Origin of the sequence: Microcoleus sp. PH2017_24_DOB_U_A (assembly GCF_020738205.1) — a bacterium.
Lineage (GTDB): Bacteria > Cyanobacteriota > Cyanobacteriia > Cyanobacteriales > Microcoleaceae > Microcoleus.
Genome location: NZ_JAEQCT010000015.1, coordinates 1 through 14,176, shown reverse-complemented (window position 1 = coordinate 14,176; position 14,176 = coordinate 1). Strand labels below are relative to the sequence as shown.

The window sequence follows — 14,176 nt, the reverse complement described above, 5'->3', positions numbered from 1 at the left end:
AATTTGATTGGCAGCAAACGTAAATTCAGCTTGCCCTCTCTGATTCCCGACTTCTTAAAAAAGCCGGGAATTTCGTTATTATTTTTTGATTTATTTTTGCTTCTCCCGTTCTAACTTGCGCTGCTTCAACGCTTCCAGGTTTTGTTTGATGCTGTCGATCGCACTTCCATTACCCTGCTCTTGGTATAATTCGCTAGCACGGATCAAATCTGCAACAGCCTCACCATCCGATCGCAAATTCGCAAAAATCAAACCGCGATTGTGGTAAGCCTCTGCCGTTGAAACCTCTTGTATGGCGCTAGTAAATTTATCTTCAGCTTTGCGGTAATTTCCCGACTGATAAGCCTCAATTCCAGCTTGGAAATAAGCCGCAGCTTTCCTACCGCTGTCAGTATCGGGAAATTCTGGCGAGTTTAAAATAGGTTCTTTAAACAGTACCGAAATGCTGCCCTTACCGGAGTAAGCCCAAGTCATTGTTCCCATGCCAATCCCCAGGGCAGCCACAACAATCACAGACAGAGCAATAAAATTGGTGAGTTCCATAGAGAAATATTTGTTGTATTACAATATGATAAGATAATTTCTAGCTTCTGGAACAATGGCTGCGCGAATTCACCTCAACGGTCAATGGTTTTTGGGCTCGCTAGCTTTAGTATTGTCGATCGGCATAATCAATGCAACTGCAACTTCTGACGCAGCAACCAACGCCGAGACTCAAGCCGGATGGCAATTGTTGCAGCGGGGCGAGACAGGGTTGGTGGTGGCAATGCGACACGCGATCGCCCCTGGAACCGGAGATCCTGCTAACTTTAAATTGGGCGACTGTTCCACCCAGCGCAACTTATCAGCCCAGGGAAGAACCCAAGCCCAGCAAATTGGAGCCGAATTTCGCAACCGCAACATCAAAATTGCCAGAGTTTTATCAAGTCAGTGGTGTCGGTGTCTGGAAACAGCAAAACTAATAAATTTAGGCAAAGTCGAGCCATTAAGAACACTTAACTCGTTCTTTAGCGACAGCAGCCAAGAAGCCCGACAAACAGCGACAATCCGCAAATTAATTGTTGACAACCGCAACACAAAAGGCGCGGTTATTCTGGTAACTCATCAAGTAAATATTACAGCAATTACAGATATTCTTCCCCCAAGCGGCGAAGCTGTGATTCTTAAAAGCGACGGACAAGGGAAAATTCAAATAGTCGGACGAATTGGCGGATTTTAAGAATGTGTAGCAATCCTTGCCGAATTTTTCGCGAACTCTTGCTTTCCTCTTCCTTTGTCTCCTTCGCAGCACGAGAAAAAAAATCGTTGAGTCTTGCTATCTAAAGTGATAATGTATAATTTTCCAGCAAATTTATGACTGCAAAATTATTGTGAGCGATAGTGCAGAGACTAAGCAAGAGAGAAGAAAAAGGTGGAAAGATTGTTTAGAAGCCGGAATCGATCGAGCTGAAGATCCGATAATTATCATTACCTTTCATTCAGGGTGGGCTTCTGCCGCACGTCCAGTTTTAGCACGGGGCATTGATAAGCGGGAATATGTCATCAAGGGGCAACAAGCAGGGCGTCAAATCGTCAACGATCAGGTGGTAGCAAGACTCGGTATCGCAATCGGAGCACCTGTGGGAGAACCTTGTATTGTTGAAATTTATGAGGAACTAATTGCTGAAGATTCTAGATTTTCTTATCTTACTCCTGGAACGGCTCATGCTACGCTTTACATCCCTAAATGTTCTGCCGAAAGAGAAGAAATCAAGCACACAAACCAGCCCGAAAACCGCGAAAGGTTTGCTTTGCTGATTTTGCTGTACGGATGGGTATATGCTAATGACTGTCAATTCATCTATCAAAATTTTCGTCCCAATTTAGTTTACTCTGTAGACCACGGTCATTTCTTTCCAGGCGGCCCAAAGTGGAACCAGCGCGACTTGCTCGAAGCTGCTAATGCTGAGATAAACCCCCACCTTGTTTCTAAATGTCAACTAAAGCCAGAGGAGATTAGCCAGGGACTTATGCTTCTCGATGCTGTCAGCGAAGAAAGCATTATTCAAGCTGTGGCTGCTCCGCCCAGGGAATGGGGATTTACAATTGACGAGCGTGTTACCATGGTAGAGTATATTGTTAAAAGAAGACAGGATTTACTGGCGCTCTTATAGCCACTGTCAGACAAAAAGGCGGAAACAATGGCAAGCAAGTATAGTATCGTTCAATACGTTCCCAATCCAATTGCTAACGAACGGATTAATATTGGCGTTGTTGCTTTTAACGAAGAACAGGTGCGCGTTCAGTTTCTCACAAACTGGGAGCGGGTGCGGCATTTTGGCATGGAAGATGTTACTTTCTTGAAAGAGTTTGCTCAGCGAATGTCCCAAGCTGCTGACTGTGGATTGATTTTTCCTGGGGATAACCCAAATGCTCCTTATCAGGAACGTTTAAATAAAATTGCCCAGGATTGGCTCAATAGTATTCAGTGGACAGAACCTCGTGGCTCCTTAGCAGATGTCGATAGTTTACTAGAAGATATTGCTAGTAATTTTTTGGTAGATTTGAATTCCCAAAAGCCGCATCGACGTGACCGCCAAGATGCTGCAAGATTGACCACTTCTAAATTTAGAAATGTTTTTCAAAAGTACGTGAAAAATGATGCTAAAGAACTCCTAAAAACAAGTTATTCCGTGCAGGGTAGTCGAGACTCTCACAAGTTTGATGCAGTTGTTGCTAATGGGCAACCTTACTTGGCAGCACACGGTGTATCATTTGAGGTGAAGATACCGGAACACCTGCAAAAATCTCTGTTTTGGATGATTACTGATGTAAAACAGTGTCAACCTAATTTTCCTATTGCAATCATGGCACTACCGCCAAAAAAAGACGCTGATAACTATCAAGAATCTCAGCAAAATTATCAGCAAGCTACCTCGACGTACTCAGAACTTGGTGCAAAGGTTCTTCAAGAAGAAGATGTTGAAAGTTGGGTAATCGAAAGACTTGAGAAGGGGAATCTATTGCATAGGTAAAGCGATTTTCCCATTGCCAATTCCCCCAATCTCCAATTACCAATTACCCATTACCCATTTATATGAGTTTCCAATACAGCGCCGCCCTAGTAACTTTAGCCGACCTTGACAAAGAAGTTCTAGTTAAATTTTACACCAAATTTCTCGACCTAGAACCAAACCCTTACATTCCCAATAATTATGCTGAATTTCAACTCCCCGGTCTGAGACTCGGCATATTCAAACCCAAAGATTCCCACAAATCGGAATTTGCAAATCGAGCCAAAACAGGCATGAGTTTGTGTTTGGAAGTCAGCGATATAGAAACTGCGATCGCCCGAATCTGGGCCTTAGGATATCCCCCCGCCGGAGAAATTATCAAAGCCTCACACGGTTTAGAAATCTATGCCTTCGATCCCGCCGGAAATCGCCTAATTTTGCATCAATCCCATTAGAATCTAAAATAATCCTCCCGCCTGTAGTCTGTGGTGGAACAGGCGTCTCGCCTGTGATTCTGTGGTGGTGATTCTGTAGTGGAACAGGCGTCTCGCCTGTGATTCTGTGGTGGTGATTCTGTGGTGGAACAGGCGTCTGGCCCGCCGGTGGTTCCTTCACAACCCCTCAACTATCTAATCAATTCAGCAAAACTATAAAAACTGATAATTAACAATAACAAAGCAGTGAAATGAGTCCACTGAAATTGAGGCCGCGGCCCGATATATTCCCGCACCAAAATTGAGAAAGAGGAACCAATGATATAACTCAAAGACAGCGTTAAATACTGCCACTGCAACGTTACACTCCACAGCCCGAGAAAAATCATCGCCAAAGTCAACATCACCAACTCAACAAACCGAGGCGGATTTTGCTGGCTAGACAGAATCACAGTGTTCAACCAATATTCCCAACTTCTCATGTTTTAACGATCGAGCTTTTGGATGTAGCCTTCCAGCTTAACCTACGATCGCCATTCAATCTGTCGCTGCAAACACACCAAAGCCTCCGCCGTCTCCACCTGCGGAAACTGGGCGTAAAAACGGCTGACACTGTAAAAAGGATGAGGAGTCTCCAAAATAATCAACTTATCGGCGATTTGCGCCAAAAATCCCATCAACTCTGGCGGGGCGACGGGCGCGCAAATCCACAAAGCCATCGGTTGCTGCGACTGCAAAGCCTGCGCCGCCACAGCCACCGTCATCCCCGTCGCAATCCCATCGTCCACTAAAATCGCCAAAGACCCCGCTGCGCTGACATTGGGCCGTCCCGAAGCCAAATCTGCCAACAGAGATTGAGCGCTATTTTCAGCCTGCTGGAGTGCTGATTTTTGCAAGCGTAAATTTTGCTGATTTTGCTTTTGCCAGAGAACCTGGCCGTCAGCAGTTGCAGCCCCGATCGCCAATTCCAAATTATCTGGGCGAGTAATTTTCTTGGCGACAACCACATCCAAAGCACAGCCCAAGCGGCGCGCAATCGGTACAGCAACCGGCAAACCCCCGCGCGGCAAGGCGTAAACAATCGGTTTAATAGTATCCTGTGTTGTTAAATTCAACTTGCCGAGCTCGCCTGCAACTGCCTCGGCCAGTTTTTCGCCTGCATCGGCGCGATCGTCAAAAAACGGGTTAGAGAACATATTTTTGCCTGTACGAGCAAACCCGATCTAAACTATAACTCTAGCTTCCCCAAAATCCCCTCTATCTTTAACAGCGGACAATTGACGGTGCACAATTAGAGCAAAAACCTAGATCGGATTTTCGCTGTCAACTATCAACTATCAACTATCAACTGTCAACTATCAACTATCAACTATCAACTATCAACTATCAACTGTCAACTGTCAACTATCAACTGTTTAAACATATGTCCAGCGACTTGCAACTCAGCCTTTTTGACAGCAATCAAAGTGCTGCTTTCCAAAACGACTCAATACCAGCAAATGCCAAAATTCCCATTCCCGCCGGCACCTATCAAAACATGGAACAAATCGGCGAACACTGCAACCGCTGTCACCGCTGCGAATTGGGAAATACCCGCACTCACGCCGTCATCGGGCGCGGCAATCCTCAAGCCTCGATTTTGATTGTGGGAGAAGCGCCCGGACAAAATGAAGATGAAACCGGATTACCCTTCGTAGGGCGATCGGGCAAACTGTTAGATAAGATTTTAGAATCCGTAGAATTGAGCACAGAAACCGACGCATTCATAGCCAACGTCATCAAATGTCGCCCTCCCAACAACCGCCCTCCCACAGCAAAAGAAATCGAAGCTTGCAAACCATACTTGCTCGAACAAATTCGCATCTTAGACCCCAAAATCATTTTATTAACTGGTGCTACAGCCCTAAAAGGTTTGTTAAGCGACAAGCGACCAATTAGTAAAATTCGAGGTCAATGGATTGAATGGGAAGGACGTTTGTGTATGCCAATTTTTCACCCATCATACTTGTTGCGAAATCCCTCCCGCGAACCGGAAACACCAAAATGGTTTATGTGGCAAGATATGCAGGCAGTAAAAGCTAAATTGGATGAATTCAAAGCGGTAAGTTAAAGAGAGCATGATAAATCTCGCTTTTACCAGAGTCTCGATCCCCCTAAATCCCCCTTAAAAAGGGGGACTTTGATGTTCACTCTTGTCCCCCCCTTATTAAGGGGGGCTAGGGGGGATCGAGGGTCTAATCGTCAAACAGTAGCTTGTTGGCAACTGGTATTAAAATAGGTAAATTATGTTAATCTAAAAATATTAAACCAAAAAAAATTATGAGTCAATGCCTTAATCCCGACTGCCTCCATCCCAACCCACCCATCACCCAATTCTGCCAAAAATGCGGAAACAAACTGCTACTCGGAGACAGATACCGTGCAGTAAAATACATTTCCGAAGGAGCTTTCGGCCGTACATTCAAAGCCGTAGACGAACATCGACTCGATACAATTTGTGTAATCAAACAATTTCTCCCGCAACTACAAGGGAATGCCGCCATCCAGAAAGCGACGCAGTTATTCAAACAAGAAGCAGTCAGACTGCGAGATTTAGGCAAACATCCTCAAATCCCCGATCTATTGGCATTTTTTGAACAAAATAAACGCTTCTATCTAGTACAAGAATTTATAGACGGTGAGGATTTATTAAAAGAATTAGAGCAGCAGGGAAAGTTTAGCGAAAAACAAATTAAACAATTACTGAATGAATTGCTACCGATATTAGATTTTGTTCACAACCAAAAGGTAATTCACCGAGACATTAAGCCGGAAAACATCATTAGAAATTCTCACGGTTCTTTAGTATTGATTGACTTTGGAGTTGCCAAGGAATTGAGCGGTAGTGTTTTGACTAAAGTGGGAACTGTAACTGGCACTCCTGGTTATGCGGCACCGGAACAAATGCAAGGTCATGTTTTTCCAGCGAGTGACTTGTACAGTCTTGGTGTAACTTGCATTCGGTTATTAACCGGATGTTTCCTGAAAGAGATAAATGGAATTTTGTTTGATGAACTTTTCGATCCGATGCAAATGCAATGGAACTGGAAAAACAAGACAGTTCATCTCAACAAGGACTTGGCAAAAATTTTAGATAAAATGATACTATTTCCAGTTGGTGCGCGCTATCAATCAGCAGGAGAAGTATTGCAAGCTCTTGATTCAATCTCAGTATTACCCAATCAAATATTAGCACCACTACCGCCAGCAAAACCCGTTCATTCTTCAGCAGCAGCTAATAAAATATCAGCTAAATTTAAACCAAAAGCCTCTTACTTCAAATCCTTTACTGAAGACTTGGAAAATGGCGTGCAGTTAGAAATGATAGGAATTCCCAGTGGAACCTTCACAATGGGTGCGCCAGACATTGAAGCAGAAAGCCAATATAAAGAAAAACCTCAACATCCTGTCACAATTCAACCTTTCCTTTTCGGAAAATATGCGATCGTACAAGCACAGTGGAAAGCCGTTGCTAAATTGCCACAAATTCAATATCATCTCAACCCAGACCCCTCTAAATTCAAAGGCAATAACCTACCAGTAGAAAATGTCTCTTGGTATGAGGCGGTGGAATTTTGTGCTAGGTTATCTAAACATACTGGACGCAATTATCGCTTGCCCACTGAGGCAGAATGGGAATATGCTTGTCGTGCTGGTACGACTGCACCGTTCTATTTTGGTGAAACAATTACTACAGATATTGTTAACTATAACGGTAATTACTCTTACAATAATTCACCAAAAAGTCAGTATCGAGAACAAACTACAGATGCAGGCAGTTTTTCTCCCAATGCTTTTGGTTTATATGATATGCACGGGAACGTCTGGGAGTGGTGCGTTGACCCCTGGCACGGTAGCTATTACGGAGCACCAACTGATGGTAGCGCCTGGGATGAAAAATGTAATGATAATCGCTATCAAAATTCTATTGAATTATTAGTAAAATCTCAAAATAATAAAATAGCAAGGGTGCTGCGCGGGGGGTCGTGGCTTTACCATCCGAGGAATTGCCGTTCTGCTTTTCGCTTTTTCAATACGCCGGAATTTGACTATCATGACTGTGGTTTTCGAGTTGTATGTGTTGGTGTATGAACTTCTCAACCCTTGATACTTTCTCATTTTGCATAACAATCTCGCAACCACAAACGAATCGCCTCAGCAATTGCGCTTTTTTCGTTTTCTGCCGGCGACAACGGACTAACATCCGCCACTGTACCAAACCTAGAAACAATTTTTACTAATTCCCAGCCCTTCTCTGTTTTAGCTAAAAACAGCCAGTGATATTGCTGAATCTCGACTCGCTTTCCTCCGCGATATTGCAGTTCCAAAGTAGTAATAAAAACTTGACTGGCATTTTCGGGAAGTGCTTCTGCAAAATTTAAAGGTAGCGGTTCAAACTCCGGGCGACCTGCTAAAATTATTTGACGCTGCACGTCACCGATCGCCCTAGAATTGTTAGGAGCAAAGCCCGATCGCACAATTACCCGGTTAGCATAACTCGGCAAATCCTGCAACAGGCGATCGACTAAAGCTTCCAAATCAGCCGGACAGGGCGATCGCGCTAACAAACTGTACCGACTTGCGTTTATACTGCGATCGGCATTTGTGACAAAATTAGCAGCCAAAGTCGGACTTGCGATCGCAGATATTAGCAGATAAACACAGATTAACGCGGATGGAAGTTGATCTGTGTTCATCGATTCTGTTTATCCAATCTCTTCGCAAATCCGCGCAAAAGCCGCCACCGGATCGTCGGAAGCCGTAATCGGCCGCCCAATCACCAGATAATCAGCACCAGCTTTTAAAGCAGCCTTCGGAGTCATCGATCGCCTTTGATCGCCTCCATCAGCCCATTTTGGACGAACCCCCGGACAAACCAACAAAAAATCATCCCCGCAACTCATTCTTAACTGTTCCGCTTCTTGGGGAGAACAAACAGCACCAGCTAAACCTGTTTCCTTAGCTAACAATGCCATGTGCAAAGCATATTCCGGCAACTCTAAAGGTATCTTTAACTCGAAAGCCAACTGTCGCGAATTCAAACTCGTTAACAGCGTAATTGCAATCAATTTAGGAGTCGGTTTCTCAACCGCCGCCGCCCCTTCTACCAAAGCTGACTGTGCCGCTTTCAAAGCATCTTTACCACAAGTAGAATGGATGGTCAATAAATCTACATTGTATTTAGCAGCAGCACGACAAGCACCCGCCACAGTATTCGGAATATCGTGAAATTTCAAATCGAGAAAAATCCGTTTTTCCCGTTCTTTCAGAATCTCGATAATTGCCGGCCCGCAGCTAACGAATAACTCTAAACCGACTTTCCAAAATGATACATCTGGCAGTTTGTCGATCAGGGCGATCGCACTTTCTTGACTGGGGACATCCAAAGGAACAATAATTTTATCTGCGATCATAGTACCGTTCGTAGTAAGAACTTCATAGTAGATTGGTGTCAAAACATCAAACGTAGTCACAGACTGCTGTTTGAGGTTCGGGCCTAGATCCCCCCTAACCCCCCTTAAGAAGGGGGGGACAAGAGTATTCTCAAAGTCCCCCTTCTTAAGGGGGATTTAGGGGGATCTGGCCTCGGAGCAAAGCGAGATTTATCAAGGGTTATAGACTTAAGTTGACACCAATGGCGGTTAACAAATCCCAACTCAATCCACTAAGCGGACAAACTTATTTTTGCCTACTTGCAAAACTTTACCGCATAAATCACCTGGTGATTCAAAGGTAAGATTAACATCCGAAACTTTCTCACCCTCCAACTTCACTCCGCCGCCCTGCATCAACTTCCGTGCATCGCCGCTGCTCTTACAAAGCCCGCTAGCACTCAGAATATAAAACAACTTGGCCGGAAACTCCACGCTTGCTAAAGAAAACTCCGCCACAGCATCAGCTTGTCCCGCCGCACCTTTGATTAGCGCGATCGCATCTTGTTGTGCCCGATCGCCCGCTGCTTTCCCAAAATACTGACTTACCACATCCACAGCCAAAAGTTTCTGTTTTTCGCGCGGATTTTCTGGCAATTCATCAAGTGGCAAATCTGTCAATAGCTCGAAATACTGGGCGATCGAGCGATCGGCAATTTTCTCCAACTTAGAATACATCGTCAGCGGATCTTCCGACAAACCGACATAATTATTCAAAGACTTCGACATCTTTTGCACGCCGTCAGTCCCGATCAAAATCGGCATCAGCAAACCAAACTGCGGTTTCATCCCAAAATGCCGCTGCAAATCTCTTCCCACCGCAATATTAAACTTTTGGTCAGTTCCCCCCAACTCCACATCGGCTTCCAACACTACTGAATCGTAACCCTGCATTACTGGATATAGAAACTCGTGCAAATAAATCGCATTTTCCTGCTGCATCCTGTTATCAAATCCCTCTTTAGCGAGCATCTGCTGCACCGTCATCGTGCCTAGCAGTTCCAAAATCTTCGCCATGTCCAATTTTGACAACCACTCGGAGTTATAGCGAATTTCCAAACGTCCGGGCGTGTCAAAATCTAGAATCGGACGCACTTGGTCTAAATAAGTCTTGGCATTTTCCGCCACTTGTTCGGCTGTCAACTGAGCGCGCGTCTCCGACTTCCCAGTCGGATCGCCAATTCTTGCGGTAAAATCTCCGATGACCAGTACCGCCGTGTGGCCTGCATCCTGAAAAGCTCGCAGCTTGCGGAAGCAAATACTGTGTCCCAAGTGAATGTTCGCCCCTGTGGCGTCGATTCCCAGTTTGACTCGCAACGGTCGATCGACTTTTTCCAGCAGTTGGGCCAGATTTTCGTCAGGGTTGCTAGAATCAGGTCGATCGGGAAAAATTTCGCTGATGCCGCGGTAAATTCCAGAAAAGTTAGGAGAAATCATAAAAGAGCGATCGTCCATCATTATATTTTGCAAAAGTGCAGCAGAATTAGTTACACTCACTGATTGACACATAAACACACAACTATCAAGCTACTATAATCTCAAAGCTGACCAGCTTTTATTAGCAAACCCATCCAGAAAGGGATACCAGCCCCGACAAGAGTCGCGGACATCCCACAATTTTAGACTAAGGTTCAAACTCCTAAATTTATCAGTGGAGTAAATCTAAAATCTAAAATCTAAAACCTAAAATCTAAAATCGATCAACTGACAGCCTCCAGCCTTGCCATCTAAAATTAAAAGTCTTAAACCCCAAATCGAGTGAGGAAGTGAAATCCACGTGTCAACCAACGCAGTCCGCAAAAATACGGAAAACCCAGCCCCTGTATTCGAGTTTGTTCAGTCAGTCAGCAAAGTGACCGCCGGAACCATACTCAGCATGACCATGCTTGCCAGTTCCGTAGTCGCCGGCGGACTGGTTGGCCTAGCGATCAGCTTCCGCAATTTGCCAGATGTTCGCATCTTGCAAACCTACTCTCCCACCGAAACTACCCACATTTATGACATCAACGGCCGCCCCCTAGCCAGCATCCACGATGAAGCTAACCGGGATGTCGTACCCCTTGAAAAAATCTCCCCGAACCTGAAACGGGCTGTTCTGGCGATCGAAGATAGCAACTTCTTTACCCACAAAGGTATCAACCCCGGCGGGATAGCCCGAGCTCTCATAGTCAACCTAGAGAAAGGTAGAACCGTTGAAGGCGGCTCGACTATGACGATGCAGCTAGTCAAGAACTTGTTTCTATCTCCCCAATCAAAATTTAGTCGCAAGATAGCTGAAGCGGTAATGTCTATCCGCTTGGAGCAAATTCTTAACAAAGACCAAATTATGCAACTGTACCTAAATCAAATCTATTTAGGTCACAACTTGTACGGCGTAGAGACAGCTTCTCGAAGCTATTTCAACAAGTCAGCCGAGAATTTGAGCCTTGCAGAATCAGCGATGCTGGCCGGCTTAATTTCCGCTCCCGAAGAATACAGTCCTTTTGTCAACTACAAGTTGGCAAAAGAACGGCAGGAAATCGTTTTAACCCGGATGAGAGAACTCAAATGGATTACAATAGCTGAAGAAGCAAGCGCCCGAGCGCAAAAAATTAAGCTGGGCAAAATCACTTCTTTTGGTGGCTCTCAAGTTCCTTACGTCACACAAGCCGTAGTCCAGGAGTTGACACGGCGTTTTGGGCGAGATGCCGTCCTCAAGGGTGGAATGCGCGTTCAAACTACGATCGACCTCAAACTACAGCGCATCGCCGAAGAAACCGTCAAAGCGTGGCACGATCGACTTTACTATCAAGGACTTTTTTACGATCGCGACCAAGGTCAAATTGCCCTAGCAGCCGTCGATCCCCGCACCCACTTCGTCAAAGCAATGGTTGGTGGCGTCGATTACCAAAAGAGTGAATTCAACCGCGCCATTCAAGCACGCCGCCAGCCCGGATCTTCCTTTAAGCCCTTCATCTACTACGCTGCCTTTGCTACAGGCAAATACGGCCCCGATTCAGTTGTCTACGACTCCCCCGTCGGCTACCGCGACGGCGACGGATACTACTACCCTCAAAACTACGGCGGCGGCTTCTCCGGTGCCGTCAGCATCCGCAGAGCTTTGGAAGTATCACTGAACATTCCCGCTGTCAAGCTCGGCCAAGAAGTCGGATTGAATAAAGTAATTGAAATTTGCCGGGTGCTCGGCATCAGAAGTCCCATGGAACCCGTAGTTTCTTTACCCTTGGGTGCAGTTGACCTCACTCCTTTAGAAATGGCCGGAGCTTTTGCTACCTTCGCCAACAACGGCTGGCATTCCGACACCACATTTATCGTGCAAGTCACCGACAGCAGCGGCAACGTCTTGCTTGACAACACGCCCAAACCAAAATTAGTTCTCAACGCCTGGGCTGCGGCATCCGTCAACAGCGCCCTGCAAGGAGTAATTTACAACGGTACTGCCAAGGCTGCCCAAATTGGGAGGCCCGCTGCTGGGAAAACTGGCACAACTTCCTCAGAAAGGGATATCTGGTTTGTGGGTTACGTGCCGCAGTTGTCGGTGGCTGTTTGGATAGGCAACGACGATTACACACCGATGAGCTACGGTGCTACTGGCGGTACAATCGTTGCCCCTGTTTGGCGCGATTTTATGAGCCAAGCTTTGCAGGGCGTTCCTGAAGAAGATTTCAAACCTGCTTCATCTTTTGAACGACCGTGAACGAACCTGACGGTCAACTGAGTACAGTTAGACCGCAGGCTTCTTTTTCCTTTTTTGCAAAGGCTTTTTTGAGTGACGGAGTTCCCCCGCCACTTTGATCGCTCAGACCAATTTTCTTGATAAGTTTGGCTGAATTTTCATCTCGATCCAAAGACTCACCGCACTGACAAGAATGCCATCTTTCCGATAACTCTTTTGGTACTTTATTGAGGCAATTCCAACAATACTGAGAAGTTCCCTTCGGCTCGACAAACAAAAGATTTTTACCCAATTTCCAGGCAACATACTTGAGAACATTAGCAAACTGACCGTGAGCAGCATCAAGCATTGATTTATTCAAGCCGCTTTTGGCAGATTGACCGTTTGGCAAATAAACTAAATTACCATTGTCGATCTCGGTTTTAGTTTTAGCGCGTCTTGTCAAATTCTTGATACTCAAATCTTCAGCCACCAAAACATCGCATTTACGAAACAATTCATGTGCCGTCTTGAATTGAAAATCAAGTCTCGCTCTAGCTACAAATTGATGCAGTCTAGAAATCTTGCTTTTTATAACTTGCCAAGGTTTAGAACCCTTGACTCTACTAGCTAGCTTCGCCTGAAGTTTTGCTAATTTCTCGGCAGATTTCCTCAAGAATCTAGGATTTTCAATTCTTTCGCCATTAGAAAGGTAAGCGTAATTAGTAATTCCCAAGTCAATACCAAGAGTGTTTTCATCAGTCGGTTGAATTTCTGCAACCGGCACGGGAACCGTCTTATCTTCTAGCGTCAGGGAAATATACCACCCGTCCGCTTCTCTAATAACTGTCCCCGTCTTAACCGTTAATCCTGTTGGTATTGGACGATGGAATGCCATCGGTATTTGACCTATTTTGGCAAGGTTAATGCAAATCCTATTTTGCTCATCCTTGGCGATATCTAAATTATCTAATTGAGGATAAGTAAAAGATTTGTAGTAGTGAAATCCTTTAAATCGGGGCTTGCCTCTACGATTGCCATTTTTGTCGGGTGTGGTGAAATTTGAAAAGGAAGTTTCCACTCGGTTAATCACATCCTGCAAAACTTGAGAATTCAAAGTTTTGTAATCAGGAAATAGCTTTTTAGTATTTTTTAGATCGGCTAACTGGATGGTTTGCCACTGCACGTATCCGCCTTCAATATTCGAGAAAACATCACCTTTCCTGGTCAAAGGATTGCCTGATTCATCTTTCTTTCTGCCATCTCTAGTTTGCACTCTAGTCAGAGGAATATTTTGGTAAATTTCCTCAACAGGCACTATGGAAGCAATTAAAGGGCAGGCATTGACAGGCGTTCTTGTGGACTCCCACCATCTGAATCTTTCACTCAATCGGTAGTTGTACTGCCGGCGACAAAGCTCTAGATGAGTCGAAATTGTTGCTAGTTGGGCTTTCGTAGGTTTGAGGCGGTATTTGTACGTCAGTTGCATGAAAACTTCCTTTTTTTCGACCTTCCCACAGTATAGAGTAAGGAACCCCACGCTTAAAAGCGGGGGCTTTTGGAAAGTCCGGCTCGTTTCGAGCGGTTCGAGAAGAAAGCCCGAACCTTACCAGAGACAGGATT

14 protein-coding genes are annotated in these 14,176 nt (G+C 45.1%); 7 read left to right on the top strand and 7 right to left on the bottom strand.

Features of this window, described 5'->3' with window-relative positions:
- Positions 1-90: 90 nt before the first annotated feature.
- Entirely contained in the window at positions 91-543 is a 453-nt protein-coding gene (locus JGK07_RS00280; protein ID WP_293176122.1) for a hypothetical protein, read from the bottom strand.
- 55 nt (positions 544-598) lie between these two features.
- Between JGK07_RS00280 and JGK07_RS00275 the strand changes: the two genes are divergently transcribed.
- The 4 genes from JGK07_RS00275 to JGK07_RS00260 all read left to right on the top strand — a co-directional run bounded on the left by JGK07_RS00275 (position 599) and on the right by JGK07_RS00260 (position 3,448).
- Positions 599-1,219 (top strand): histidine phosphatase family protein, encoded by a 621-nt coding sequence (locus tag JGK07_RS00275; RefSeq protein ID WP_293197096.1) that lies wholly within the window; start codon positions 599-601, stop codon positions 1,217-1,219.
- A gap of 151 nt (positions 1,220-1,370) precedes the next feature.
- Positions 1,371-2,153 (top strand): HipA family kinase, encoded by a 783-nt coding sequence (locus tag JGK07_RS00270; RefSeq protein ID WP_293197097.1) that lies wholly within the window; start codon positions 1,371-1,373, stop codon positions 2,151-2,153.
- Positions 2,154-2,180: 27 nt separating this feature from the next.
- The gene (locus tag JGK07_RS00265) at positions 2,181-3,014 is read left to right on the top strand and encodes a DUF3037 domain-containing protein (RefSeq protein ID WP_293176116.1); all 834 of its coding nucleotides are present in this window, start codon (positions 2,181-2,183) and stop codon (positions 3,012-3,014) included.
- 62 nt (positions 3,015-3,076) lie between these two features.
- Positions 3,077-3,448, top strand: a complete 372-nt coding sequence (locus JGK07_RS00260) for a VOC family protein (RefSeq protein ID WP_293197098.1) — start codon at positions 3,077-3,079, stop codon at positions 3,446-3,448.
- Positions 3,449-3,618: 170 nt separating this feature from the next.
- Here JGK07_RS00260 and JGK07_RS00255 read toward each other — a convergent pair whose 3' ends face one another.
- A complete protein-coding gene (locus JGK07_RS00255) occupies positions 3,619-3,909 on the bottom strand; it encodes a hypothetical protein (protein ID WP_293176112.1) in 291 nt (96 codons plus the stop codon).
- A 42-nt stretch (positions 3,910-3,951) separates the two neighbouring features.
- Positions 3,952-4,623, bottom strand: coding sequence for a phosphoribosyltransferase (locus JGK07_RS00250; protein WP_293191181.1), 672 nt, complete (start codon positions 4,621-4,623; stop codon positions 3,952-3,954).
- A gap of 227 nt (positions 4,624-4,850) precedes the next feature.
- Here JGK07_RS00250 and JGK07_RS00245 point away from each other — a divergent pair, with 227 nt between their 5' ends.
- Both JGK07_RS00245 and JGK07_RS00240 read left to right on the top strand, forming a co-directional pair.
- The gene (locus tag JGK07_RS00245; RefSeq protein WP_293176108.1) at positions 4,851-5,537 is read left to right on the top strand and encodes a uracil-DNA glycosylase; all 687 of its coding nucleotides are present in this window, start codon (positions 4,851-4,853) and stop codon (positions 5,535-5,537) included.
- 209 nt (positions 5,538-5,746) lie between these two features.
- Positions 5,747-7,558 (top strand): bifunctional serine/threonine-protein kinase/formylglycine-generating enzyme family protein, encoded by a 1,812-nt coding sequence (locus JGK07_RS00240; RefSeq protein ID WP_293191182.1) that lies wholly within the window; start codon positions 5,747-5,749, stop codon positions 7,556-7,558.
- Positions 7,559-7,581: 23 nt separating this feature from the next.
- On the opposite strand, the gene JGK07_RS00235 is transcribed toward JGK07_RS00240, so the two are convergent.
- The 3 genes from JGK07_RS00235 to tyrS all read right to left on the bottom strand — a co-directional run bounded on the left by JGK07_RS00235 (position 7,582) and on the right by tyrS (position 10,356).
- Positions 7,582-8,163: a hypothetical protein gene (locus JGK07_RS00235; protein ID WP_293205592.1), complete on the bottom strand. Its 582-nt coding sequence runs from the start codon at positions 8,161-8,163 to the stop codon at positions 7,582-7,584.
- A gap of 9 nt (positions 8,164-8,172) precedes the next feature.
- Positions 8,173-8,880: an orotidine-5'-phosphate decarboxylase gene (pyrF, locus tag JGK07_RS00230; RefSeq protein ID WP_293205666.1), complete on the bottom strand. Its 708-nt coding sequence runs from the start codon at positions 8,878-8,880 to the stop codon at positions 8,173-8,175.
- Between the two features lie 243 nt (positions 8,881-9,123).
- Complete coding sequence (gene tyrS / locus JGK07_RS00225) at positions 9,124-10,356, bottom strand: tyrosine--tRNA ligase (RefSeq protein WP_293205664.1); 1,233 nt, start codon at positions 10,354-10,356, stop codon at positions 9,124-9,126.
- A 319-nt stretch (positions 10,357-10,675) separates the two neighbouring features.
- Here tyrS and JGK07_RS00220 point away from each other — a divergent pair, with 319 nt between their 5' ends.
- Positions 10,676-12,595, top strand: coding sequence for a transglycosylase domain-containing protein (locus JGK07_RS00220; RefSeq protein WP_293176100.1), 1,920 nt, complete (start codon positions 10,676-10,678; stop codon positions 12,593-12,595).
- 13 nt (positions 12,596-12,608) lie between these two features.
- Here JGK07_RS00220 and JGK07_RS00215 read toward each other — a convergent pair whose 3' ends face one another.
- The gene (locus JGK07_RS00215) at positions 12,609-14,042 is read right to left on the bottom strand and encodes a transposase (protein WP_293176098.1); all 1,434 of its coding nucleotides are present in this window, start codon (positions 14,040-14,042) and stop codon (positions 12,609-12,611) included.
- Between the last annotated feature and the right edge of the window lie 134 nt (positions 14,043-14,176).